Below are 24,415 nucleotides of genomic sequence, written 5' to 3'. Positions count from 1 at the left end.
GTGAAGGGTTCGGGCTCGTTCCGGTAACGGTCGGCACATTCCGTGCCCAGAGCGCTACGCTGAGATCCTTGCCTGGCGGGAGACGCGTCGGGCGGAGACGGATCCAAGGGGCCCTTGGGGTTCCGCTTGGTCCGGTTCGGGGGCGAGCGGTCGGGGGACGACGGTGGGGCTGTTCGGAGAGCGGCATACCTTCATGGGCGGGCTCGGTCCGGGGGACCGGGAAGCACTGGCGGGACTCGGCACCCGGCACGAGTACCCGCCGTACGACACGGTCGTCACGGAAGGCGACCGGACCACGTTCGCGGTGGTCCTGCTCAACGGCTGGTGCACGGTGTGGACGCCCACCGAACGCGGCGGCCGGCTGATCCTGGCCCTGAGGCGGGCCGGTGAGGTCGTCGGCGACATGGCGGCGCTCGACGGCCGCCCGCGCAGCGCCTCCGTGAGCACCCTGGGCCCGGTCACCGGCCTGGTCATACCCGGCGAGCGGTTCCGGCGGTTCCTGGCCGCCCGGCCGCACGCCAACGCGCTGATGACGGTCCAGCTCACCGAGCGGCTGCGCAGCGCGGACCACGAGCGCCGGGCCCTGGCCTCCATGACCGTGCTCCAGCGGCTCGCCGAACGCCTGGTCGAACTCGCCGACCGCACCGGCCTGCGGGAGAACGAGGCCGTGACCATACGGCTGCCCCTCGCCCAGCACGAGCTGGCCGCCTCCGTGGGCTCCACCCGCGAGGCGGTCGCCAAGGCCCTGCGCCTGTTACGCGAACAGGGTCTGGTCCGCACCGGCCCCGGCACCCTGGCCGTCGCCGACCTGGACCCGCTCCGCCTGCTCGCCGCCGGACAACCACACGGCACGGAGACCTGACAAGCATCGAGTCCCGCGCTGTGTAAACGGCTACAGCGGCGACCGGCCGGCTCCGCGAGCATCGCACCGGAGGCGCCGGTGGCCCGGCGGGACGGCAGGGAGGAGAAAACGATGGAGGGGGAAGCCGCGTACGGCTTCATCGTCAACGTGGACGCACAGGGCTCGGGCCTGCTGTCCGACACCGAGAAACCCGAGATGCGGCGCAGACTCTACGACGTCACGGGCACCGCCTTCGAACAGGCCGGCATCCGTCCGCCGCGGCTCTACCAGGAAGACCGTGGCGACGGCATCCTCGGCGTACTGGCGCCCGACGTGCCGCCCGTCCGGGTCCTCGGGGAATGGGTGGAGCACCTCCACCAGAACCTCCGGGAGAGCAACCGGCACCTCAGGAAACCGCTGCGGCTGCGCGTCGGCCTGCACATCGGCCGGGTCACGGCCGACGCCCACGGCCGTTCCGGACGCGCCGTCGACCTCGCCTGCCGGCTGGCCGACTGCGGTGTCGCGAAGGCGATCCTCAAGGCCGCGGACGGCGCACCCATGGTGGTCGCCGCCTCCGACCGGGTGCACGAGGACTTCATCCTGCCCGGCGGGCGCTGGGTGGACCCCAAGCACTACCGGCGGCACGACGTGGACCTCAAGGAAGGCCGCACCACCGCCTGGTTCATGGTGCCCGGATGCTCCGAGCCCCCCGAGCCGCCCGAAGACCAGGGACCGGACTCGGCGAACGGACCGGACGAGCCGGGCGGGCCGGGCGGGCCGTCGGGGCCGTCCGCACCGGAGGGGGACAGCCCGCCGCAGCCGCCGGCTCCCAGGGATACCGGGGGTGTCGTCCAGACCATCACCCAGACCGGCCCCGGCAAGATCGTGGTCGGCGGCACCATCGACACCATCAACATCTCCGACGGCGGTGACCGGTGAACGCGCAGAACCCGCCGCCGCCCCAGGGCGGCCCGAAACCGCAGCCGCAGCCGCAGCAACCGCAGCCGCAGCAGAAGGCCGAGCCGGACAAGTCGCCCGGCGCCGAGTCCGGCGGCGCACCCGAGCCGGAGAAGGCCGACGTCATCGGCGGCTCCGCCGCCAACCCGCTGGGTGAGGAGGCCCTGCCCGGCGCCGCGGCCGCCGCCTCCCGGATCTACCGCTCCGCCGTGAACCAGCACGGATCCGGCACCCTCATCAGCTCCGGATCCGTCGGCACGATGAACTTCTACAGCCGGCAGACGCAGGCCGCGGAACGCCTGCTGGCCGGCCCGCTCCCGGAGGACGAACTGCGCAGGCTGCGCCGGGTCTTCAAGGAACCGGCGGACTACGGCGACCACCGCGAGCAACTGTGCGGCGGCCGCCTCCTGGTGCTGTACGGCCAGCCCGGCACCGGCCGCGCCTACACCGCCCTGTCCCTGCTCGACGACCTCACCCGCGGCCACGTCTCCCGGCTCGACCCGCGCACCGACCTGGACCGGCTGGACGACGACCAGATCCACGACGGCCACGGCTACGCCCTGGAACCCAGCGCCACCGGACTGCCGGACGAGACCGGTCTCGACCGGCTCTGCGAACTGCTCGGCAGGAAGGAGGCGTACGCCGTCCTGCTGGCCACCCCCGAACCCGGTGACGTCCTCTCCCGCGGCGGCCGCTACTACCGCGTCCACACCCCGGCCGCCCAGACCGCCGTACTCGAAGGCCATCTCGCCCTCGAACTGGAGGCCGCGGGCCCCGAGCTGTACGAGCGGGCCCGGGCGACCGCCCTGGACCCCGACGTCCTGGAGGCGCGCGGACTCGACGAGTTACGGCCGGCGGAGGCCGCGCACTTCGCGAGGCTCCTCGCCAGGCACACCAGGGACGAGCTCACCCACGACGAACTCCTCGCCGAGTGCCGGAAGTTCGCCGAGAGCCAGGCCGCCGAATGGTTCGCCGGCGGGATCCGCTCCGAGACCCCCGAGCGGCTGCGGGACGCGGCCTACCGGATCGCCGTCGCCGTCCTGGAGGGCGCCTCGCTCAGCGCCGTCGCCGAGGCAGCCGAGGTGCTCGCCTGGGAACTGGCCGTCACCGTCGACCCGGAGGCCACCCCCGGCCGGCCGCTGTTCAGCGACGGCGTCGACGCCCGGCTGGTCTCCGCCCGCGCGGTCGCCGAACTCGGCACCGAGGAGGTCGGCACCGAGGAGGTACCGGTCCGCACCGTCCGGTTCGGCGGCGAGGCCCTCGCCCCGGCCGTCCTCGGCCATCTGTGGCAGCACCGGCACAACGCGCGCGGACCCGTGCTGCGCTGGCTGGCCGGACTCTGCGAGGACACCCGGCCCCAGGTCTGGGTACGGGCCGCGGTAGCGGCCGGCCAGCTGTGCCGCCTCGACCTCTCGCACACCGTGCACGAACTGGTCCAGCCCATGGCCCAGTCCGAGCGGGCCCGCCGCCGGCTCTTCGCCGCGACCGTGCTCGACGTCGGCGTGCGCTCCCCGGAGGTCGGCACCGCCGTCCGCGCCCTGGCCGGCTCCTGGGCCCGGTACGGCGACGAGCAGCTGCGCTGGACCGCCGGGGCCGTGCTCGGCCGGGGCCGGGCCACGGACACCGTCCGCGAGTCGCTCGACCTGATCGGCGGGATCGGCGTCTGGGACGAGGGCAAACTGCGGGCCGACGCGGCCGTACAGGTCGCCCACTTCGCCGGCGCCCACCCCGAGGCCCAGACCCTGCGCCGGATCCGCGCCTGGCTCTCCGACGAACGCCGGACCCAGCAGGACCTCGGCCTGCAGAGCACGGTCTATCTCGCCGCCGTCCCCGTCGTCGACCTCTGGAACCAGCACGAGGACCTGGAGGGTTACGGCGACTGGCCGCTGATGCTGGCCCTGGCCGCCGTCCGGCCCGCCCTCGCCGCGGAACTCGCCGGGCTCCTGTGGACCGCGCTCCAGACCCCACGGTCGTACGAGGCGGCGATCGAGACCCTCTCCGACTGGCTGCGCGACTCGGCCGACCAGCCCTGGGCCGACCGGCTGGAGCGGTTCCTGCCGCTCCTCGTGCACACCCACGACGACCGCAACCGGCTGCTCGGCCTGATCAAGGAACTGACCGAAGACCCCGACCAACCACTGAACGATCAGCAGGTCCGCCGCCTGTGGGGCGCGGTCCAGGGAGCGAGTACACCATGACGCACAACCAGTGGGGGCAGCCGTGGCCGCCCCAGGACGAGGAGTTCGTCCTTCCGCACGACCTCAGAGGCCCCTTCGTCCGCGAGTTCGCCCCACAGACCACCTACCGGCACCGCAACAGCCAGGTCGCCTCGGTGCTCTACTACAAGAACGGCGGGCACAGCGTCATCACCGTCCGCGGCGCCGAGCACCACAACAAGCCGCTGATGGGCAAGCCCACCTCGGTGTGCTGGATCGCCCGCGGCCAGCACCAGGTCTCCTTCCAGCTGGAGCTGCCGACCTTCGGCGACCGCTCCCGGTTCCGGGCCGGCGCGGACGTCAACTGGGAGGTGCACGACTTCTACCAGGCCGCCGAGAAGCGTGTGGTCGACGTCGAGCGCATGCTGCGCCCCTCGCTGGAGGCCCGGCTGCGCGGACTCAGCCGCCGTTACAGCCTGGACTCGGCCCAGCAGGTCGACGAGGCGATCCAGGACGAGCTGGCCAGCGGCCGGTGGGGCGACTTCGGGGCCGACCTCGGCCTCGCCACCCAGGTGTTCGTCCGTATCGACCTCGGCCAGGCGGCCGCCGACTACCAGGCGCAGATGGTCGCGGTGGAGAAGGGCGGCGTGGTCCAGGAGGCCATGGACAACGTCAACAAGGCGCGGATCGCCTCCAACATGGACGACGCGCAGAAACTGATCACGGCCGGCGAGACCGTCCAGTACGCCCATATGATCGCCTCGGACCCGGGCCGGGCGCACGAGATCCTCGGCGTGCTCCAGCAGCAGGCCCGCGAACAGCGCCAGGGCGCCCTGGACTATCTGACCAACCTGATCAACCAGGGCGTGGTGCAGCGCCACCAGATCGACGACCAGGTCCAGGCCCTCATCGACTTCAGCCGCACGGTCTCCACGGGTGTCTTCCCGAACGGCCTGCCGCCGGCCCCGACCTCGCTGCCGGTACCGCCGATGCCGCCCGCGCCGCCGATGCTCCCGGCCGACGCGCCTCCGCCGGTCCTGCCCGCGCCGCCGGTACCCCCGGTCGACACCATCCCCGGAGAGGGCACGGGGGTGGAGGACGACTCCAGCCCCGAGGCGCGCCGATGACCCCAGCCGACCCCGACGCCGCCGCGCACTATGTCGCCGAACGGCTGCTGCTGACCGTGCGCGAGGACCTGGGCAGGGCGGACGTGAAGGCGTCCGTCCTGCTGTCCGGCGCCGTGGCGGTACCCGCCCTGGCCCTCGGGCGCGGGCTGCCGCCCGGCGTCTCCGGGCCCGCCGTGCTGTTCCTCGCGGCGGGCGCGGCGCTGTGGGCGGCGGGCACCCTGCTGCTGCTCGCGGTGATCGTGCCCCGTACCCGTACGTTCCGCTCGGCACCGGGCCCGACCTTCTACGCCGACGCGCTCGCCGCCACCGACCAGGAGGCACTGCGCCGCGCCGCCGCCGAGGTCGGCGCGGACCGGGTGGGCTGGCTGCTCACCCAGTTCCAGGACGTCAGCGTCATCCTCTCGGCGAAGTACCGCTGGCTGCGCCGCTCGATGGCGCTGCTCGGGGCGGGGCTGCTGCTGGCGGCGGTGCCGCTGGCGGTCGGCTGACCCAGCCGCGGTCAGCCGTCGCGCAGCCGCTTGAGGCGCTCGACGTCCGCCGCGTGCCCCTCCTTGCCGCCGGGCGTCTCGATCACCAGCGGTACGCCCGCGGTCGCCGGGTGGGTCATCAGCGCACGGAACGGATCCTCGCCGATGTGCCCGGCGCCGATGTTCTCGTGCCGGTCCTTGTGCGCGCCGACGACGTCCTTGGAGTCGTTGGCGTGGATCAGCTTCAGCCGCCCCTCGCCGACGGTGTCCACCAGCAGGTCCAGCGTCTGGTGCATCCCGCTCGGCCCGGTCAGGTCGTGCCCGGCGGCGAACACATGGCAGGTGTCCAGGCACACGCCCAGCTTGGGATGCGCGTCCAGCGCCTCGAAGTACGGCCCGAAGTCCCAGGTCCGCGAGCAGAGCGAGGCGCCCTGCCCGGCGGTGGACTCCAGGAGCAGGAACGGGTCGTCGTCATGGGTCAGCTCGTCAAGCAGCGGCAGCAGATGCGCCCGTACCTGCTTCAGCGCCACGTCCCGGGCCCGGCCGCCGGTCGCGCTCCCGGTGTGCACGACCACCCCGAGCGCCCCGATCTCCCGCCCGCGCCGCAGCGAGTGCCGCAGCGACTCCACCGACTTCTCCACGGTCGCCTCGGTGTGCGAGCCGAAGTTGATCAGGTAGGGGGCGTGCACGTACGCCGGGACCGATCCCTCCGCACAGGCCGCCCGAAACGCCTCGTCCTGCTTCGGGTTGCCCGCCGGGGTGGCCCAGCCGCGCGGGTTGGCGACGAAGACCTGCACGGTCTCGGCCTTCAGCTCACGGGCGTACGACAGCCCCACGGAGTGCAGGCCGCCGGCCACCGGGACATGACCGCCCACGGGGTTTCTGGCGGGACCTGGGGGAGGGGACGGGTGGCTCTTCACCCGTCCAGGGTGTCACGCCGCGGGCCGGCCCCGGTCACCGGATGGTGATCGTGATCGTCGACCCCTTGGGCGCCTGCCCGCCGGCGGCCACCGACTGCCGCTTCACGGTGTCGCCGAACAGCCCGAGCAGCCCGCGGTCCTCCTTGACCTGGAAGCCGGACTGCTCCAGGAGCTTGGTCGCGTCGTCGACCGTGGCCCCGACCACGCTCGGCACCTCGACCATCTCCGGGCCCTTGGACAGCGTCAGCGTCACCGTGTCGCCCTCGGCGGCCTGCGCGTCGCCCACCGGGGTCTGCCGGGCCACCTGCCCCTGGTCGTACTCGGAGGTGACCTCGGTGGCCGACACGGTCACCTTCAGCCCGGCCTCCTGAAGCTCCTGCCGGGCGTCGTCCAGGTCGTCACCGGTGACATCCGGGACGTCCACCGGCGAACCCTTGCTGACGACGAGCGCGATCGCCGTCCCCGCGTGCCGCTCGGTCCCGGACCCCGGATCGCTGGAGATGACCGACCCCTTGGGCACGCTGTCGCTGAACTCCCGTGTCACCATGCCCGGTTCGAGCCCGGCCGCCCTCAGCAGCGCCCTGGCCCTCGCCTGCGTCCGCCCCTGCACGTCCGGCACCTTCACCGTCTCCGGGCCGTCCGAGACGGTGAGCGTCACCGAGTCGTTGCTGCGGATGCGCCGGCCGGCCGCCGGGTCGGTGCTGATCACCGTGCCCCGCTTCACCGTGTCGCTGTAGGCGTGCTCGACCTTCTTGATGTCGAGCCCGGCCTCCCTCAGCCGCGCGGTGGCCTGTGCCTCGGTCTTCGACAGCAGCGGCGGGACCTTGGTGAACTGCCCGGAGTTGATGTACCAGATCCCGGTGCCGGCGCCGAAGAGGACCAGTACGGCGACGACGAGCGTGACCAGCCCGCGCCGGGACCGGCGGCGTGCCCCGTGCCGCCGCTCCGGCACCGGCGGCGCCTCGAACCGGCTGGTCATCATGACCCTGTCGTCCGGCTCGTTGACGGGCAGCGGCCGGGGCACAGTCAGCGACCGCGGGATGACGCTGGTCCGGTCCTCGGCTATGTCGTGCGCCTCGGAGAGCGCCTGCGGCGGTACGGCGTCCAGCTGCTCGTCCCGGAGGGCGGCCCGCGCCTCCCGCACCACGGCAAGCAGCGCGACGGCGTCGTAGGGCCGGACCCCGGGATCGCGGGCGGTGCCGTGGGCGACCAGCTCGTCCAGCTCGTAGGCCAGCCCGGGCACGAGGGCGGACGGCGGCGGCACGTCCTCGTGGAGATGCTTGTAGAGGATCACCGCGGGCGAATCCGAGTCGTGCGGCTTCTCGCCGGTGAGCATCTCGTAGAGCACGACACCGCACGCGTACACGTCGACGCGGGGATCGGCGGCCCCGCTCTCGACCTGCTCGGGCGCGAGGTAGGCCACGGTCCCGAGCACCGCGCCGGTCGTGTTGGTGACGCTGCCCACGGACCGCACGAGCCCGAAGTCGGCGACCTTGACCCGTCCGTCGTCCCCTATCAACACGTTCTCGGGCTTCATGTCCCGGTGCACGAACCCGGCGCGGTGCGCGGCACCGAGCGCGGCCAGCACCGGCTCCAGGATGTCCAGCGCGGCCCGCGGCTGCAGCGCGCCGCGCTCGCGCAGCACGTCACGCAGGGTGCACCCGGCGACGTACTCCATCGCGAGGTACACGTACGGTCCGTCGGTCCCCTGGTCGAAGACCTGGACGACATTCGGGTGGGCCAGCCGGGCGACCGACTTGGCCTCCCGGATGAATCTCTCGACGAAGGACCCGTCGGCGGCGAGCGCCGGATGCATCACCTTCAGCGCGAGCACCCGGTCCAGCCGGACGTCCAGGGCCCGGTAGACCGTGGCCATCCCGCCGACGGCGATCCGCGCGTCGACGCGATAACGGCCGTCGAGCACCTGCCCGACGAGGGGGTCCTGAAGCGTCGTATCCACCCCGAGAGTGTACGAGCCCCGGCTGAAACCCCCACAGGTGAGACAGATTTCCCCACCGACTTGCAGCGCACCTGTGACGCAACGCGCCCCTCCCCACGCCCCGCACCCGGCAACACCCCACGCCCCCGACGGCCCCCCTTTCCCACCGACCACGTGCACGGCATCGGCAGCCGCCGACGGCACTCGCCCCCGACAGGAGACGGCCAACCCGCTGCCGTCATGAGCCCCACACCTGCCGACGGCACGCGCCCCGGCGGGGTCGGTCAACCCGCTGCCCGTGGCCTTTCCTTGCCTCCGCCCCCACCCACCCGGCAGGCCTCCTCCGTACGTCCCGCAGCCGCCGATGGTGGTCAGCCCTCACGGGAGAGTTCGGCCTTTCGGGTGACCGATCGGGTGGTGCGTGGGTGGGAGAAGGACTCGGCCGGCGGTCAGAAGGCGGGGCGCTCGGGGTCCAGGGCGGCCAGGCCCTCCGTGGGGGACGACGGCTCGGCGAAGTGGCGGAAGGGGATCCGGCCGGCCAGCCGGGCCAGCCGCCCCGCCTCCACCCCGGCCCGCATGGCGGACGCCATCCGCTCGGGATCCTGCGCTCGCGTCACGGCGGACGCCAGCATCACCCCCGCGCACCCCAGCTCCATCGCCAGCGCCACGTCGGACGCCGTACCGGCCCCCGCGTCCAGAATCACCGGCACGCGCGCGTGCTCGACGATCAGCCGGAAGTTGTGCGGGTTGCGGATCCCGAGCCCCGACCCGATCGGCGACCCCAGCGGCATCACCGCGGCGCACCCGACGTCCTCCAGCTTCCGGGCCAGCACAGGATCGTCGTTGGTGTACGGCAGCACCGTGAACCCGTCGTCGACCAGCGTCTCCGCCGCGTCGAGGAGCTCGATCGGGTCGGGGAGCAAGGTCCTCTCGTCGGCGATGACCTCCAGCTTGACCAGCGAGGTGCCCAGCGCCTCCCGGGCCAGCCGGGCCGTCAGCACGGCCTCTCCGGCGGTGAAGCACCCCGCCGTGTTCGGCAGCACCCGGATCCCCAGCCGTTCGAGGACCGACAGCACGGACCCCCGTACCCCCGGATCCACCCGCCGCATCGCGACCGTCGTCAGCTCCGTCCCGGACGCGACCAGCGCCCGCTCCAGCACCTCCAGGCTGGGTGCGCCCCCGGTCCCCATGATCAGCCGGGACGAGAAGGCCGTCCCCCCGAGCACGAACGGATCGTCGGCCATGGCTCAGCCTCCCTGTACGGCGGTCAGGACTTCCACGCGGTCACCCTCGGCGAGCGCCGTACCCGGCCACTCCCCGCGCGGTACGACGGTCTCGTTGACCGCCGCGGCCACCCCGGACGGCGCGGCCGTGAAGGACTTCACGAGCGTGTCGAGAGCGGTGCCCGGGGTGATCTCCCGGCGCTCCCCGTTGACGGAGATGTTCATGCGGTCTGCTCCAGGAGTGCGCCGGGGACGGGGCCGAAACGCTTCGGCGTGAACGGACGGGCCTCCTCAGGCAGCTCACCGCCGGTCAGCAGCTCCGCCATCACGTCTCCCGTGACCGGCGTGAGCAGCACCCCGTTGCGGTGGTGGCCGGTGGCCAGCAGCAGCCCGTCGAGGCGGGTCGGCCCGAGCAGGGGCGCGTTGTCCGGGGAGCCGGGGCGCAGCCCGGCCCGGGTCTCGGTCAGCGGCAGCTCGGTGATGCCGGGCACCAGCTCGTGCGCGTCGCGCAGCAGCTCGTACACGCCCCCCGCCGTGACCGTGGTGTCCCAGCCCAGCTCCTCGCTCGTCGCCCCGACGACCAGCTCGCCGTTCTCCCGGGGCACCAGGTACAGATGGCCGCCGCGCACCACGGCCCGTACGGTCCGGCTGAGGAACGGCGCGTACCGTGCGGGCACGGTCAGCCGCAGCACCTGCCCCTTCACGGGCCGCACCGGCGGCAGCACGTCCTCGGGCACCCCCGCCAGCCGCCCGCTCAGGCTTCCCGCGGCGAGCACGACCCGGTCCGCGTCCAGCGGGTCGCCCGCGCGCGTGACGACACCGGCGGCCCGCTCCCGTGCCACCTTCAGGCGTTCGGCCCAGTCGCGGTGGAAGACCACCCCGGCCCGCTCGCACGCGGCCACCAGGGCGGCCGCCAGCCGGCGCGGGTCGATCTGGTGGTCGCCGTCGACCCGCAGTCCGCCGCGCACGCCCGGCGCGAGCATCGGCTCCAGGCGCCGGCACTCCCGCCCGGACAGCCACTCGGAGTCCAGCCCCGAGCGCCGCTGGAGGGCGTGCAGCTCGCGCAGGTGCGCCCGGTCGTCGGCGTCCAGGGCGACCGCGAGGGTGCCGCAGCGCCGGTAGCCGAGGTCGTGGCCGGTCAGCTCGGTGAGCTCGGCGGCGAAGTCGGGATAGCGGCGGGCGGAGGCCAGGTTGAGCCCCAGCAGGGTCTGCTCGCCGTAGTGCAGCTCGGTGACCGCGGCCAGCATCCCCGCCGCGACCTGCGCGGCTCCGCCGCCGGGTGCGGGGTCGACCACGGCGGTGGCGAGCCCGCGCTGCGCGGACCGCCAGGCCGTGACCAGGCCGATGATTCCGCCCCCGATGACGAGGACGTCGGACGTATGTGCGGACATGGGCGTCCAGCCCCTCCCTTCGCCGGCATGACCCGGATCAGGTTCGTACGGTCGGAGGCCGCCAGCCTCCCTCTCAGCCCGGTGCGCCCGGGCTCCCGCGTGTGCTTACCGGCCACCCTAGACCGCGGGGCTCCGCCCTTGTAAGACGGCCTGCGCCGGCGGTGTGGAAGAGGTCACCCAGCACGCCCCCTGACTGACTCTTTGTCAGTTGTCTATCGTTCTTGTCTATGGTGATCAGGTGAGCGAGCAGACGCAGCGACGGAGCACGTCACAGACGCGACGCGTGGTCGTCGTGGGTGCGGGAATGGCCGGGGTGCAGACCGCCGTGGCCCTGCGTGAGCAGGGGTGCACCGGGACCGTCACCCTGATCGGCGCCGAGCCGCACCAGCCGTACGACCGGCCGCCGCTCTCCAAGGCGGTGCTGCTCGGCAAGGCGGAGGGCTCCGCCTTCGAGGTCGACTTCGAGGCGCTCGGCATCGAGCTGGCGCTGGGCCGCGAGGCCCTCGGCGTGCGCCCCGCCGACCGTGAGCTGGACACCGAGGCCGGACCGGTGCCCTACGACGTCCTGGTGCTCGCCACCGGTGCCGAGCCGATCATGCTGCCCGGCACCGAGGGCGTGCCCGGGGTCCACCTGCTGCGCACCCTGGACGACGCCGAGCGGCTGCGGCCCGTGCTTGCCCGGCAGCACGACATCGTGGTGGTCGGCGCGGGCTGGATCGGCGCCGAGTTCACCACCGCGGCCCGGGAGGCCGGCTGCGCGGTGACCGTAGTGGAGGCCGCCGACCGCCCGCTCGCGGGAGCGCTCCCGGCCGAGGTGGCCGCGCCGATGACCGGCTGGTACGCCGACAGCGGCGCCGATCTGCGCACGCACGCGCGCGTGGCGCGTGTCGAACCCGGCGCGGTGGTGCTCGACGACGGCTCGCGGGTGCCCGCGGGAGCGGTCGTGGTCGGCATCGGCGCCCGCCCCGCCACCGCCTGGCTGGCCGGCTCCGGCATCGGCCTGGGCGCGCACGGGGAGGTGCTCGCCGACGACCGGCTGCGCACCGGCGTCCCGGACGTCTACGCGGTCGGCGACTGCGCCTCCTTCCCGTCCGGCCGCTACGGCGAGCGCCTGCTGGTCCACCACTGGGACAACGCCCTCCAGGGCCCGCGCACGGTGGCCGCCAACATCCTCGGCGAGTCCGACGCGGTCTACGACCCGGTGCCGTACTTCTGGTCGGAGCAGTTCGGCCGCTTCGTGCAGTACGCCGGCCACCATGCCGTCGCCGACCGCATGGTCTGGCGCGGTGACCCGACGGGCCCGGCCTGGAGCGTCTGCTGGCTCCGCGAGGACCGCCTGGTCGCTCTGCTGGCGGTAGGCCGCCCACGAGACCTGGCGCAGGGCCGCAGGCTGATCGAAGCGGGCCGCCAGATGGACCCGACGGCCCTGTCCGATCCCGCCCGCCCCTTGAAAAACGCGACCGCGGCGCCCCTTTAGGGGCGCGGGGCTGTGACATATGCGGGTCCCCCGCATGGACGCGACCAGCCACGACGAACCCGCAGCCGACCACCCACCCGTCCTGGCGCTTCCCTATCGCGGCCCACCCGGCGGAACGCCTACCCTTGTTTCCGTGACCGAGATTGACGCAAAGATCGATGTTCTCGTCCCCGCCTGGCTCACCGTCCCCGACATCGCAGAGATGCTGGACGTCGAGGTGACGCGCGTGCGGCAGCTGGTCAAGGAGGGCCAGCTCATCGCCGTCCGCCGTGGTGAGAACCGCGCGCTGCACATCCCCGCCGCCTTCATCGACGGGGACAAGGTCGTCAAGGGCCTGTCCGGAACCTTGACGCTCCTGCGGGACGACGGCTTCACGGACGAAGAGATGCTGGAGTGGCTCTTCACACCCGACGCCAGCCTGCCCGGCACCCCCGCGCAGGCCCTGAGCGAGAATCGCGGTACGGAGGTGAAGCGCCGCGCCCAGGCGCTCGCCGTCTGAGGCAGCCAGTACCGACACAACGGGGGATTCACCGATGACCGACACCGCCCGCGCCCAGCTGGCCGACGCCCGTCTGTACCTCTGCACGGACGCCCGCAAGGAGCGGGGCGACCTCGCCGGGTTCCTGGACGCGGTCCTGGCGGGCGGTGTCGACATCGTGCAGCTGCGCGACAAGGGCATGGAGGCCGGCGAGGAGCTGGAACACCTCGCCGTGTTCGCCGACGCCTGCGCCCGGCACGGCAAGCTGCTCGCGGTCAACGACCGCGCGGACGTGGCCCACGCGGCCGGTGCCGACGTGCTCCACCTCGGCCAGGGCGACCTGCCGGTCCCGGCCGCCCGCGCGATCCTAGGCCCGGACGTCCTGATCGGCCGCTCCACGCACGCCGGCTCCGAGGCCGCCGCGGCCGCCGTCCAGGACGGTGTGGACTACTTCTGCACCGGCCCCTGCTGGCCCACCCCCACCAAGCCCGGCCGCCCCGCTCCCGGCCTCGACCTGGTGCGGTACACCGCCGCCCTGGGCACGGACCGCCCCTGGTTCGCCATCGGCGGCATCGACCTGGGCAACCTCGACCAGGTGCTGGACGCGGGCGCCCGCCGGGTGGTCGTGGTCCGCGCACTCACCGAGGCCGACGACCCGGGCGCCGCGGCGGCCGAGTTCGCGAAGCGACTGCGGTCGGCGTAGCTCCACGGCCGCGGCCGCTCCGGACGGCGCCGCTCTTCGACAGGACCGTCCGGAAACTTGTCCAGTATCCGGACGTGGGGCCGACAATCCGGGCAAATCTCCCGAGTGTGGTTGGGTGTCCGTCCGCCCCTGGCTAACCTGCGAGTATGGCCCTCGGAACCGCATCCACCAGGACTGACCGCGCACGCACCGTGCGTGACATGCTCGCCTCCGGCAAGACCACGTACTCGTTCGAGTTCTCGGCGCCGAAAACCCCCAAGGGCGAGCGGAACCTGTGGAACGCGCTCCGGCGGGTCGAGGCGGTCGCCCCCGACTTCGTCTCCGTGACCTACGGCGCCGGCGGCTCCACCCGCGCGGGCACCGTCAAGGAGACCGAGCAGATCGTCGCCGACACCACGCTCACCCCGGTCGCCCACCTCACCGCGGTCGACCACTCCCTGGCCGAACTGCGCAACATCATCGGCCAGTACGCGGACGCCGGGATCCGCAACATGCTCGCGGTGCGCGGCGACCCGCCCGGCGACCCGATGGGGGAGTGGGTGGCGCACCCGCGGGGCCTGACCTACGCGGCCGAACTCGTCCGGCTCATCAAGGAGTCCGGCGACTTCTGCGTGGGCGTGGCCGCCTTCCCGGAGATGCACCCGCGCTCCAGTGACTGGGACACCGACGTCCGGCACTTCGTCGACAAGTGCCGCGCGGGCGCCGACTACGCCATCACGCAGATGTTCTTCCAGCCCGAGTCGTACCTTCGCCTTCGCGACCGGGTCGACGCGGCGGGTTGCGAGACGCCGGTGATTCCGGAAATCCTGCCCGTCACCAGTGTGAAGATGCTGGAACGGTTGCCCAAACTCAGCAACGCGACCTTCCCGGACGCCTTGAAAGAGCGGATCCTCACAGCCAAAGACGATCCGGCGGCGGTACGCTCCATCGGTATCGAGTTCGCCACGGAGTTCTGCGCACGGCTGCTGGCCGAGGGCGTCCCCGGACTGCACTTCATCACGCTCAACAGCTCCACGGCGACGCTGGAAATCCACGAGAACCTGGGCCTGCACCATCCCCCGCGGGCCTAGACCGGCCGCACCGGAGTACGACACACTGCGTAGCGGTCACTGGGAGAGGGGCGTACATGGGCTGGACGGTCCTCTACGTAGCGTTCGGCATCGTCGCGCTGTGGTTGCTGGGCGAGGTACTGCTGCAGTACAAGGCGCGGCTGCGCTGGCGGCTGCTCGCCTTCGTCGGCTTCCTCGGGGTCGTGTTCGGTGTCCTGATCCCGTCGGTGATCGTCATCGGAGTGGGCGCGATCGCGTTCGCGGTCGGCCAGACCTACGTCACGCTGTCGTTCCGCCGTGGCTTCGAGGCCGGCTGGGCCGTCAAGCGCCCCGGCGCGGACGGTGAGGGCGGCCTGACCAAGCGCCGCCGCGGTGAGCCGGACGAGGACCCGGGCCTGGAGGCCACCGACCCGGACGCGGCCGACGCCGCCTACGCCGACCAGCAGGCGGCCTACGCCACGGGCAGTAACCCGCGCTACGGCCGCGACGACGAGTACGAACGCGACGACGTCTTCTCCCCGGCCCGCGCCGGCGAGCCGACCGCCGCCGAGTCCACGACGGTGTACGAGCCGCAGCCGTTGCCGGACGACACCGGCTCCTACGGCATATACAACGAGTCCGGCTACGCCACCACCGGCGACCCCGCCTACGCGACCGCCGGCCAGGACCAGGCGTACGCCGCCCAGGGCACCGACCAGAACTACGCCTACGACTACTCCGGCTACGGCCAGCAGCAGTACGGCTACGACGCAGGCGGCCAGCAGCAGTACGCCAACTACTCCGACCCGTACATCGGCAACCAGACCTACGGCGGCGCCGGGTACGACCAGTCCTACGGCACCCAGCAGTACGACCAGCAGGGCTACGCGCAGGACCAGTACGGCAACGCCGGTTACGGCGAGACCCCGGCGGGCGGTGTCTGGGTCCCGCAGCAGCGCGCCGACGAGACCTACGGCGGCGAACTCCCGCAGGAGCAGCCGTACCCCTACCAGGGCGACGGACAGGGTCAGCAGCAGGGCCAGCAGCAGGGTCAGCACGGCACCGGGTACGACGAGCAGTACCGTTTCTGAAGCCGCTGTTCCGGGAAGCGCGGGCCGCGCCTCACTGCGAGCCGCGGAACTCCGGTCCCTCCACGATCAGCCCGGCCACCAGCGCCCCCGACATGCCGGCGTGCGGCAGCCCGCCGCCGGGGTGCGACCAGCCGCCGACCCGGTACAGGCCCGGCAGCCGGGTGGTGTTGGCGGGGTGCAGGAAACGGCCCTCGCCGGCGGCGAGGGCGGGAGCTGAGATCTCCCCGAACCCCCCGGTCTCCGTGACCTGTTCCGGCAGCCGCGTCTCGTGCCAGATCAGGCGCTCCCGCAGCCCCGGGACGGCTGCCTCGGCGGCTTCCAGGAGGAAGTCCGTACACACCCGGGCCGTGCTGTCCTTCTCCCAGCCGGCATCGGTCGACAGCACCGCCGACAGCACCACGGACTCGTGGTCGTCGTCCGGTCTGAGTGCCGGGTCGTCGGGGCGCAGCACCGTCACGGTGGGGCGCACCGGACGGTCGCCGCCGGGCGCGGACAGCAGGTCCAGCTCCGTCTCGTCGTCCGGGGCGTGCACGATCGTGCGGTGCGCGGCGCCGGCCTCGGGCCCGCCACGCAGTGCGAGCAGCACGGTGAAGCGGCCCGGGCGCACCGCCTTCGGGTCGGCCCGCACATCGCCGTCGGCGTCCAGGTGGCACCCCGTCAGCCGGGTGAGGGCGTCGAGCCGCACCGGATCCACTCCGGCCACCACATGGTCCGCGTCGATCACCGTGCCGTCGGCAAGCTCCACCCCTGCCGCCCGGCCGTCCTTCGCCGGCACCGCGGTGACCTCGGCGCCGAACACGAACTCGACTCTCCGCCGCACACACCGCTCGTACACCGCCCGCGCCAACTCCCGTATGCCGCCGCGCACATACCAGGTGCCGAAGGCGTGCTCCAGGTACGGCAGCACGGCCGCGCTCGCCGGAGTGTCACGGGGGTTGAGGCCGTAGGCGAGCGCGTGGCTGTTCAGGAGGGCGGCGAGGCGCTCGTCGCGCAGCTCCCAGGCGCCGATCTCGGCGAGGGTGCCGGCCCGGCGGGTGCGCAGGAGCTTCTTGTGCGGCACGGACGGGTACGGCTCGCGCTCGGCCAGCACCTGCCAGTCCGGCCACAGCGGCTCCTCCAGGAGCGGGCGCCGGGTGCGGTCCCAGGTCTCCCGGGCCCGCACCAGGAAGTCGCCCCAGCGCTGTCCGGCGCCCGCCCCCAGAGCCTCGTCCAGGGCGGTGACGACACCCGCGCGGGACGCGTTCGGCAGCGCGACCTCGGTGCCGTCCGCGAAGACGTGCCGGGCCGACGGGTCGACCTGGACCAGCTCGACCAGGTCCTCCAGCGGCTCCTTGCCGGTCTTGACGAACAGGTCGCGGTAGACGGCGGGCAGCGGCAGCAGGCCCGGGCCGGTGTCGAAGGCGAACCCGTCGCGCTCGAACCGGCGCACCCCGCCGCCGTACGTCTCCGTACGCTCGTACACCGTCACCCGGTGGCCCGCGACGGCCAGCCGGGCGGCCGCCGCCATGGCGCCCATGCCGGCGCCGATCACCGCAATCCGTCCCATGACCGCGACTTTATCGAGCGCCACCGACAGTCCGGCTCGGCGGCCCGTCAGTCCGGTGGCCTGCCCACCTGGGCCGCGACCCGGCGTTCCTCCCGGCGCTGGGCGCGGCGGCGCCAGAAGCGGCGGATCCGGGAGACCAGGAACACCAGCACGATCAGACCGGTGGCCAGCAGCACCGCCGCGATGATCGCCGCCGCCAGCGGGTGGAACATCGCGAACGACACGATCGCGCCGACCCCGAGATCCTCGGCGAAGCTCAGCACGATGTTGCTGAACGGCTCCGGCGAGGTGTTGACCGCCATCCGGGTCCCGGCCTTGACCGCGTGACTGGCCAGCGCCGTCGAACCCCCGATCAGCCCGGCCGCCACGTCCGACAGGGAGCCGCTGTGCCCGGCGAGCAGCGCCCCGACCCAGGCGCCCGCCACGGGGCGGATCACCGTGTGCACCGAGTCCCACACCGAGTCGACGTACGGGATCTTGTCGGCGACCGCCTCGCACAGGAACAGCACGCCCGCGATGATCAGCACCTCGGGGCGTTGCAGTGTCTCGGGGACGTCGTCGCTCAGGCCTGTCGCGCCGAAGAAGCCGAGCAGCAGCACCACCGCGTACGCGTTGATTCCGCTGGCCCAGCCGCTGGTGAAGACCAAGGGGAGTACCGACACGGAGGCGATCGTAACCAGTCGGCGACCGCGCGTCCTGGGCCTGAGCACGCAGAGGTGAGTACGCGTACCTAGGGAGTGAGTTGAGTACGCGCGCGGATGGGCCGCGACCTGCGTGAACGAGAGAGTGGAGACACGGAAAGGGGCGCCCGGTCCGGTACCGCCGACACGGGGCGGCGGAACGGTGCCGGCGCCCTTGCCCGCTCCTTCCGCCGATCCGTCGGCGGAAGCGAGACACGGGGGAGAGGGGACCCGGGGGACGACGGGAAACCGGGGGAAACACGGGGGTACAGGGAAGGCGCCGGTCCGACGGTGGCCCGCGGGGGACGCGGCCACCGCGGGCCGGCGTCTTCCTGTGCCCACGCGCGCGTGCGGCGCTTTCGTCCGCCCACGCGCGTTCGTCCGCCCACGCGCGCGGGCGGCTTTCTCGCGGCCACGCGCGCGTGCCGGTCCCGGAAGGGCTCAGCCCTTTCCGCTCACCCGTCCCTGCAACAGCCGGGACAGGGCCGAGTGGACGTCGTCCAGGGAGCGCTCCGGCTGGAAGGACTTCCAGTCCAGCGCGGCCACCAGCACCATGCCGACCAGCGCGGCCGCCGTCAGCTGGATGTCGATCTCGTCACTGAACTCGCCGTTTTCGACGCCCTCGCGCAGCACGCCCTCGACGACCGCGACCGCCTGCTGCCGGACCACCATCAGCGTCGACTGCCAGGCCCGGTTGGTACGCCACAGCTCGGCCACGTAGAGCTGGGTGAAGGCCGGGTAGCGGTCGATGAAGACCAGGCCCGCGCGGACCATCGCGTCCAGGGCGTCGACCCGGCTGCCGCCCTCCCGCGCGGTCCGCTCGGCGGCCTCCTTCAAGGAGGCGGTGAGCAGGCCCACGCCGTGCCGCAGCAGCTCCTCGAAGAGGACCGACTTGCTCGCGAAGTTGTAGTAGACCGTGCCCTTCGCGACCCCGGCACGCTCGGCGATCTCGTCCACGGTGGTGGCGGAGAAGCCCTGCTCGGCGATGAGGGTGACGGCCGCCTCGTAGAGCTTCTGCCGGGTGGCTTCACGGCGCGTGCTGCCGCCCGTGGTGCTGCTGCTTTCCATGGTCCTGATTCTCACAGGAATGGCGGCTCCCGCGGGCACCGGAGGGGACGTCATGGATCTCCTCACAGGCTCAGCTCGGGATGCAGCCGGTCCAGCGTCCACACCTGGCGGCGCCGGGCCGAGAGGGCGGTGAGCGCGAGGGCGCCCGCGGTGAACGCCGTCAGCACGGCGCAGGCCTGCCACACCGGTCCCAGTCCGCCGCCCGTGATCAGCCTCCGCAGGGCCTCGACGATGTAGCTCATCGGCAGGAACGGGTGGATCGCGTTGAAGAAGCCCGGGCTGGTCTGCACGGGATAGGTGCCGCCCGCCGAGGTCAGCTGGAGCATCAGCAGCGCGAGCACCAGGATCCGGCCGGCCGCCCCGAAGCGCGCGTTCAGCCACTGCACGATCGCCGCGAAGCACGCCGTCACCAGAAACAGGAACCCGACCGTCCCGGCCGCGCGGACCATCTCCAGACCGATCGCCCAGTGCAGGACGGCCATCAGGGCGGCCGTCTGCAGCACCCCGATCGCGGCCACCGGCAGCCAGCCCGCCAGCGCGATCCGCCAGGCCGCCGAACCGGCCGCCAGGGCACGCCGGTTGAGCGGCTGGATCAGCATGTAGGCCACCATCGCGCCGACCCACAGGGACAGCGGGATGAAGTACGGGGCGAACCCGGTGCCGTAGTTGGGCGCCTTGTGCAGGTCCTGCGAGGCGAGCCGGACCGGGTCGGCCATCACTTCGGTGCGCCGGTCGCGGTCGTTCTTGCCGTAGTCGGGGATTTGGGCGGCGCCGTCGTGCAGACCGCCGGCGAGCTTGCCGGAGCCGTCGGCGAGCTTGTACATCCCGCCGTTGAGGTCGTAGGCGCCGGTCTTGAGCCTGCCGACGCCCGTGTCCAGGCCGGTCGCGCCGGTCAGGGCCGTGCCGAGGCCGGTGTGCAGCTTCTCGGCACCCGCGGCGACCTGGGCCGCGCCGTCGTTCAGCTTGTCGATCTTCCTGACGGCGTCGGCGACGTCCTCGGAGAGGTGCGGGGCCCGGTCGGCGAGGGCCCGGGCCTGCTGCTGGAGAGTGCCGAGGCCGGCGTCGAGCGTCTTCAGGTCGCCGTGCTGGTCCGCGATCAGCGTGTCGAGGTCGTCGGCGACGGCGGCCACGTCGTCGGCCGCGTCCCCGGCCTTCTTCAGGTCGGGACAGACCGGGTCGGTCAGCAGGGCGGCCGAACAGCGCGCCCGGTAGACCTCGTCCAGCGTCCCGGCGGCCGTGTGCGCGGTCTTCGCGGCCGCGGGGGCCGCCTTCACCAGGACGTCCAGGTTGTCGCGGACTGTCCCCGCCGAGTCGGCGACCAGCCGCGCCGTGTCGCCGATGGTCTTCTCGTTGTCCTCCAGATACGGGCCGACCTTGCCGTAGACCCCGTTGACCCGGTCCGCGAGGGACTGGGTGCCGTCCGCGACCTGCCGGGAACCGTCCGCCAGCGTCCCCGCGCCCGCGTCCAGCTTCTTGATCCCCTTGGCGAGCTTGCCGCTGCCGGTCTTGGCGTCCGTCAGCCCGTCCGCGAGGTCCTTCGAGCCCTTCTCGGCCTTCCCGATGCCACCGGTGAGCGTGTCGGCGCCCTCGGCGGCCCGCACGGTCCGGCCGTGGATGTCGCCGAACGAGATGAAGATGCGGTCCAGGAAGGACCGGGACGCCTTGGCGGACGCGGCCGAGCGCACCTCGTTGAAGACCGTGCGGGAGATCTGGCCGACGATGTAGTTGTTCGCGTCGTTCGTACGCACCTGGAGCGCGCCGGTCTCCGGGGAGTCGCCCGCGCTGGAGGCGATGCGCGAGCTGAAGTCGGCGGGCATGGTCAGCGACAGGTAGTAGGTGCCGTTCTCGACACCCCGGCGGGCCTCGGCCGCGCTCACCTGGTGCCACTCGAACGTCCTGCTGTCCTCGAGGCCGTCCACGATGTCGTCGCCCGCGGTGATCTTCCTGCCGCTCGCGCTCGCCCCCTTGTCGTCGTTCACGAGCGCCACCGGGATGCGGTCCAGCCGGCCGTAGGGATCCCAGAACGACCACAGATAGAGCGCGCCGTACAGCAGCGGCAGCACCAGCAGGGCCACCAGGGCCGCGCGGGGCAGCCTCCCCCGTCCGAAGCGCCTGAGCTCAAGCGCGGCCAGTCGCGGCGAGCGCATCGCCGGCCTCCTCTACGGTTCCGGTGGCTTCGGGCATCCTGGTCTCCTCTTCCTGAACGGTCCCGGTGCGCACCACGACAGCCCCCTCCAGGGCCTCCCCGCACACCGCCACCACGGTCGTCCCGGCCGCGGCGATCGACGCCAGCAGCGCCCGCACCTCGGTCCGTTCGGCCGCCGACAGCTTCAGGTCCGCGTCGTCCACGGCCAGCAGCCGCGGCTTCCCGACCAACGCCAGCGCCACGGACAGCCGCAGCGCCTCGATCCGCTCCAGATCCCGTACGGCGGTCCGGGCGCCCTTCGGTAGCGCCTCCAGGTCGAGCCCGGCGGCGGCCAGGGCGTCGTCGGTCAACTGCCGCGCCTGTGTGCCCTTCTCGGCCCGGGGCCGCAGCAGGGCGCGCAGCGAGTCGCCGAACCGGCGCTGCAGCAGGGCCCGTTCCCGCAGGTGCTCGCCCACGGTCAGGGCGGGTTCGAGGTCGGTGATCCCGGCGACGTTGGCCACCGCGCTGATCCGGCGCACGGCCGCCGGCTGCTGGGGCAGCCGGGCCCCGCCGACCGTCGCGGTGCCCTCGGTGGCCTTCATCCGCCCGGTGAGCGCGAGCAGCAGACAGGTGCGGCCGGAGCCGGACGGTCCCTCCACCGCGATCAGCGCGCCGGGCCCGGCGTCCAGGGAGATCCCCTGGAACGCCCAGCCGCGCGGGCCCTCGAGCCCGAGCCGCTCGGCCGTGACAGGTACGCCGTGCACAGGTCCCCCCTGCCTTCCGAAGCGGTGTCCACACTCGCTTCGTTTTTGAACTGACTGGTCAGTGCAAAAACTAACCCGAACCTGCGATCGAAGCAAAACCCCAGGTCAGAACGGATTGTCAGTGCCATACCTCACGATGGGCACATACGGCACCCCGTGTGAGGGAGCCGTCACCCAGACGACAGGAGGTTCGTCATGGCCGACTCCTCAGCGGCCGCCGCCCACCGGCGCCGCGCCACCGGCCCTGCCCCCTCACTGACCGGCCCGGCGAGCGACGTGCACCCCGTGCTCCGCCGGGCCACGGCCCCGCCCGCCGCCCTCGACCTGCTCACCCAGGCCCGCGCCACCCTCGACGAGGCCGAACTCCTCGACACCCCCAACGAGCGCTATGCGACCGCCCATCTGGCCGCACTGCGCACCGCGGCCGCCGTGCTCGCCGCCCGCGCCCGCCCCGAGACCTCGCCCCGGCGCCGGGCCCGCATCCGCAGCGCCTGGGAAGTGCTCCCCGAGGTCACGCCCGAGCTCACCGAGTGGAGCGCCCTGTTCGCCTCCGGCGCCCGCCGCCGCGCCCGCGCCGAGGCGGGCATCCAGGGCGCGGCCGGCCGCCGCGACGCCGACGACCTGATACGGGACGTGGAGATGTTCCTCCGCATCGTCGAGCGGATGCTCGTCCTCCAGCCGGTGCTGCCGCAGCCCCGCCGACCGGACGGGGAGCGGCCGGACGGCGCCCCGGACAGGGGGTTGCCCGACGCGGGCTGACCGGGCGGGGCAGCGGAGGCGAGAGGGCGGCAGCGGAGGCAATAGGGTGGAGAACGCCTGAAGCCTTCCTTCCTCCCGCGCCCCGGGCCGGGGAGGCACCGAGTTCGCGCCGCCGGGCAACAGGCGGTGCCGCGCCGAGGAGTCAACTGCCGTGCCGGACCCCACACGACCCCGCGCTTCTCTCCGTACCGCCGTGGTCTGGGAGGTCCTCCAGGACGCCCTCGACCGCCGGGTCAAGGCCACCGGCCGGGACGCGCTGGACGTCCTGGACACCGGCGGCGGCAGCGGCAACTTCGCCGTGCCCCTCGCCCGCCTCGGCCACCGTGTCACCGTGGTCGACCCCAGCCCGAACGCGCTGTTCGCGCTGGAGCGCCGCGCCGCCGAGGCCGGTGTCGCCGACCGGGTCAAGGGCGTCCAGGGCGACGTCCTCGGCCTGTTCGACGTGGTCGAGCGCGGCAGCCACGACGTGGTCCTCTGCCACGGCGTCCTGGAGTACGTCGACGACCCGGCCGAGGGCGTGCGCAACACGGTGGCCGCGCTGCGCTCCGAGGGCGTCCTCAGTCTGCTCGCCGCCGGGCTCGGCGGAGCCGTGGTCGCGCGGGCCCTCGCCGGGCACTTCAAGGAGGCCCGGCAGGCCCTCGACGACCCCGACGGCCGCTGGGGCAGCGGCGACCCCATGCCGCGCCGTTTCACCGCCGAGCAGCTCACCGGCCTGGTCGAGGGCGCGGGCCTGGCCGTCGCCGCCGTGCACGGCGTGCGGGTCTTCGCCGACCTGGTACCCGGCGTCCTGGTGGACACCGAGCCCGGCGCTCTCGACGCCCTGCTGAAGCTGGAGGCCGCCGCGGCCGAGCTCCCGGCCTTCCACGCCGTCGCCACCCAGCTTCATGTGCTCGGCGAGACTCCGGGTGCGGCCGGGGCCTGAGATTCTCCTGAGACGAGCCCGCTGATCAGGGGCTCGGCAGCGGATGGAGTACGCCACAGGCCCCCCGATCGAGGGGTTTGCGCCGTATGATCGAGGGAGACCGCTCGGCATGACGGAGCGGCCGCTGGGGAATGGAAGCTTCAGCGAGCCGGAACGGCCATGGCGGATTCCGGTTGGTCAATTGGCCTAGAGGGGCGGGTTTCACGGGGGCGATTCCCTGCCTATCCTGAAGGGACCCCCCGGGTCGCCCTGGCGACTGCACGATGAGGAGGACGCCGTGCCGCTCTCGGAGCACGAGCAGCGAATGCTTGAGCAGATGGAGCGAGCGCTGTACGCCGAAGACCCCAAGTTCGCGACAGCGCTTGAGGGAAGCGGGCTGCGGACGTACACCCGGCGACGGGTCTACCAGGCGGCCGCGGGCTTCCTCGTGGGTATCGCGCTCCTCATGGCCGGAATGGTCGCACAGCAGATCTGGGTCAGCGTGGTGGGCTTCCTCGTCATGCTGGGCTGTGCGGTCCTCGCCGTCACCGGCTGGCGCAAGGCTCCGAAGCCCGGCGAACAGCCCGCGGGAGGCCCGCAGGCCCGCCGCCAGGGCCGGCCGAAGCGCTCGATGATGGACCGCATCGAGGAGCGCTGGCAGCGCCGCCGCGACGAACAGGGCCACTGACTTCGCCGCTCCAAGCACGACTGAGCTTCAAGTACGACTGAGCTTCAAGTACGACTGAGGGGTGACCACCCAGTGGGTGGTCACCC

General features: G+C 73.0%; 23 protein-coding genes and 1 riboswitch. Of the genes, 13 read left to right on the top strand and 10 right to left on the bottom strand.

Annotated elements, in window-relative coordinates:
- Window positions 1-163: 163 nt before the first annotated feature.
- The 5 genes from ACFWXC_RS42490 to ACFWXC_RS42470 all read left to right on the top strand — a co-directional run bounded on the left by ACFWXC_RS42490 (window position 164) and on the right by ACFWXC_RS42470 (window position 5,569).
- Complete coding sequence (locus tag ACFWXC_RS42490; RefSeq protein WP_365798599.1) at window positions 164-862, top strand: Crp/Fnr family transcriptional regulator; 699 nt, start codon at window positions 164-166, stop codon at window positions 860-862.
- A 111-nt stretch (window positions 863-973) separates the two neighbouring features.
- Complete coding sequence (locus tag ACFWXC_RS42485; RefSeq protein ID WP_384487738.1) at window positions 974-1,780, top strand: hypothetical protein; 807 nt, start codon at window positions 974-976, stop codon at window positions 1,778-1,780.
- Window positions 1,777-3,996: a hypothetical protein gene (locus tag ACFWXC_RS42480; RefSeq protein WP_384487736.1), complete on the top strand. Its 2,220-nt coding sequence runs from the start codon at window positions 1,777-1,779 to the stop codon at window positions 3,994-3,996. Before ACFWXC_RS42485 ends, ACFWXC_RS42480 begins: the two co-directional genes overlap by 4 nt.
- Window positions 3,993-5,081: a hypothetical protein gene (locus tag ACFWXC_RS42475; protein ID WP_384487734.1), complete on the top strand. Its 1,089-nt coding sequence runs from the start codon at window positions 3,993-3,995 to the stop codon at window positions 5,079-5,081. The genes ACFWXC_RS42480 and ACFWXC_RS42475 overlap by 4 nt, the downstream gene beginning before the upstream one ends.
- Entirely contained in the window at window positions 5,078-5,569 is a 492-nt protein-coding gene (locus ACFWXC_RS42470) for a Pycsar system effector family protein (protein WP_384487732.1), read from the top strand. The genes ACFWXC_RS42475 and ACFWXC_RS42470 overlap by 4 nt, the downstream gene beginning before the upstream one ends.
- An 11-nt stretch (window positions 5,570-5,580) precedes the next feature.
- On the opposite strand, the gene ACFWXC_RS42465 is transcribed toward ACFWXC_RS42470, so the two are convergent.
- The 5 genes from ACFWXC_RS42465 to thiO all read right to left on the bottom strand — a co-directional run bounded on the left by ACFWXC_RS42465 (window position 5,581) and on the right by thiO (window position 11,021).
- The gene (locus ACFWXC_RS42465; RefSeq protein ID WP_384487730.1) at window positions 5,581-6,468 is read right to left on the bottom strand and encodes a deoxyribonuclease IV; all 888 of its coding nucleotides are present in this window, start codon (window positions 6,466-6,468) and stop codon (window positions 5,581-5,583) included.
- Window positions 6,469-6,502: 34 nt separating this feature from the next.
- A complete protein-coding gene (gene pknB, locus ACFWXC_RS42460) occupies window positions 6,503-8,428 on the bottom strand; it encodes a Stk1 family PASTA domain-containing Ser/Thr kinase (protein WP_384487728.1) in 1,926 nt (641 codons plus the stop codon).
- Window positions 8,429-8,856: 428 nt separating this feature from the next.
- Window positions 8,857-9,651 carry a thiazole synthase gene (locus ACFWXC_RS42455; protein ID WP_384487726.1) on the bottom strand — a complete coding sequence of 265 codons (795 nt, stop codon included), beginning with the start codon at window positions 9,649-9,651 and terminating at the stop codon, window positions 8,857-8,859.
- 3 nt (window positions 9,652-9,654) lie between these two features.
- Window positions 9,655-9,855, bottom strand: a complete 201-nt coding sequence (gene thiS, locus ACFWXC_RS42450) for a sulfur carrier protein ThiS (RefSeq protein WP_384487724.1) — start codon at window positions 9,853-9,855, stop codon at window positions 9,655-9,657.
- Window positions 9,852-11,021, bottom strand: a complete 1,170-nt coding sequence (gene thiO, locus ACFWXC_RS42445) for a glycine oxidase ThiO (RefSeq protein ID WP_384487722.1) — start codon at window positions 11,019-11,021, stop codon at window positions 9,852-9,854. The genes thiS and thiO overlap by 4 nt, the downstream gene beginning before the upstream one ends.
- A riboswitch (TPP riboswitch) is annotated at window positions 11,019-11,130 on the bottom strand. (Overlaps the previous gene by 3 nt.)
- Before the next feature lie 129 nt (window positions 11,131-11,259).
- Between thiO and ACFWXC_RS42440 the strand changes: the two genes are divergently transcribed.
- The 5 genes from ACFWXC_RS42440 to ACFWXC_RS42420 all read left to right on the top strand — a co-directional run bounded on the left by ACFWXC_RS42440 (window position 11,260) and on the right by ACFWXC_RS42420 (window position 15,798).
- A complete protein-coding gene (locus ACFWXC_RS42440) occupies window positions 11,260-12,498 on the top strand; it encodes an NAD(P)/FAD-dependent oxidoreductase (RefSeq protein WP_384487720.1) in 1,239 nt (412 codons plus the stop codon).
- A 133-nt stretch (window positions 12,499-12,631) separates the two neighbouring features.
- Complete coding sequence (locus ACFWXC_RS42435; protein ID WP_351695318.1) at window positions 12,632-12,997, top strand: Rv2175c family DNA-binding protein; 366 nt, start codon at window positions 12,632-12,634, stop codon at window positions 12,995-12,997.
- Window positions 12,998-13,031: 34 nt separating this feature from the next.
- On the top strand, window positions 13,032-13,679 hold the full coding sequence (thiE, locus tag ACFWXC_RS42430) for a thiamine phosphate synthase (RefSeq protein ID WP_384487718.1): 648 nt from the start codon (window positions 13,032-13,034) through the stop codon (window positions 13,677-13,679).
- A gap of 146 nt (window positions 13,680-13,825) precedes the next feature.
- Window positions 13,826-14,749: a methylenetetrahydrofolate reductase [NAD(P)H] gene (gene metF, locus ACFWXC_RS42425; protein ID WP_384487716.1), complete on the top strand. Its 924-nt coding sequence runs from the start codon at window positions 13,826-13,828 to the stop codon at window positions 14,747-14,749.
- Between the two features lie 56 nt (window positions 14,750-14,805).
- Window positions 14,806-15,798, top strand: a complete 993-nt coding sequence (locus ACFWXC_RS42420; protein WP_384487714.1) for a hypothetical protein — start codon at window positions 14,806-14,808, stop codon at window positions 15,796-15,798.
- A gap of 31 nt (window positions 15,799-15,829) precedes the next feature.
- Here the strand turns inward: ACFWXC_RS42420 and ACFWXC_RS42415 are convergent, their stop codons facing one another.
- The 5 genes from ACFWXC_RS42415 to ACFWXC_RS42395 form a co-directional block, all read right to left on the bottom strand.
- A complete protein-coding gene (locus tag ACFWXC_RS42415) occupies window positions 15,830-17,344 on the bottom strand; it encodes a phytoene desaturase family protein (protein WP_384487712.1) in 1,515 nt (504 codons plus the stop codon).
- A 47-nt stretch (window positions 17,345-17,391) separates the two neighbouring features.
- Entirely contained in the window at window positions 17,392-18,006 is a 615-nt protein-coding gene (locus ACFWXC_RS42410) for a DUF4126 domain-containing protein (RefSeq protein ID WP_384487710.1), read from the bottom strand.
- Window positions 18,007-18,465: 459 nt separating this feature from the next.
- Entirely contained in the window at window positions 18,466-19,092 is a 627-nt protein-coding gene (locus tag ACFWXC_RS42405; RefSeq protein WP_384487708.1) for a TetR/AcrR family transcriptional regulator, read from the bottom strand.
- Window positions 19,093-19,154: 62 nt separating this feature from the next.
- A complete protein-coding gene (locus ACFWXC_RS42400; protein ID WP_384487706.1) occupies window positions 19,155-21,239 on the bottom strand; it encodes a YhgE/Pip family protein in 2,085 nt (694 codons plus the stop codon).
- Entirely contained in the window at window positions 21,211-21,981 is a 771-nt protein-coding gene (locus ACFWXC_RS42395) for an ATP-binding cassette domain-containing protein (RefSeq protein WP_384487704.1), read from the bottom strand. The genes ACFWXC_RS42400 and ACFWXC_RS42395 overlap by 29 nt, the downstream gene beginning before the upstream one ends.
- 195 nt (window positions 21,982-22,176) lie before the next feature.
- On the opposite strand from ACFWXC_RS42395, the gene ACFWXC_RS42390 reads away from it, so the two are divergent.
- The 3 genes from ACFWXC_RS42390 to ACFWXC_RS42380 all read left to right on the top strand — a co-directional run bounded on the left by ACFWXC_RS42390 (window position 22,177) and on the right by ACFWXC_RS42380 (window position 24,329).
- Window positions 22,177-22,740 carry an SAV_6107 family HEPN domain-containing protein gene (locus ACFWXC_RS42390; RefSeq protein ID WP_384487702.1) on the top strand — a complete coding sequence of 188 codons (564 nt, stop codon included), beginning with the start codon at window positions 22,177-22,179 and terminating at the stop codon, window positions 22,738-22,740.
- A gap of 151 nt (window positions 22,741-22,891) precedes the next feature.
- Window positions 22,892-23,662 carry a methyltransferase gene (locus ACFWXC_RS42385; protein ID WP_351695297.1) on the top strand — a complete coding sequence of 257 codons (771 nt, stop codon included), beginning with the start codon at window positions 22,892-22,894 and terminating at the stop codon, window positions 23,660-23,662.
- A 277-nt stretch (window positions 23,663-23,939) separates the two neighbouring features.
- Window positions 23,940-24,329 carry a DUF3040 domain-containing protein gene (locus tag ACFWXC_RS42380; RefSeq protein WP_351695295.1) on the top strand — a complete coding sequence of 130 codons (390 nt, stop codon included), beginning with the start codon at window positions 23,940-23,942 and terminating at the stop codon, window positions 24,327-24,329.
- Window positions 24,330-24,415: the final 86 nt, after the last annotated feature.

The organism is Streptomyces sp. NPDC058683 (assembly GCF_042716195.1).
Classification (GTDB): Bacteria; Actinomycetota; Actinomycetes; order Streptomycetales; family Streptomycetaceae; genus Streptomyces.
Note: the sequence above shows the minus strand (reverse complement) of the source record. Positions and strands in the feature narration are given on the sequence as shown.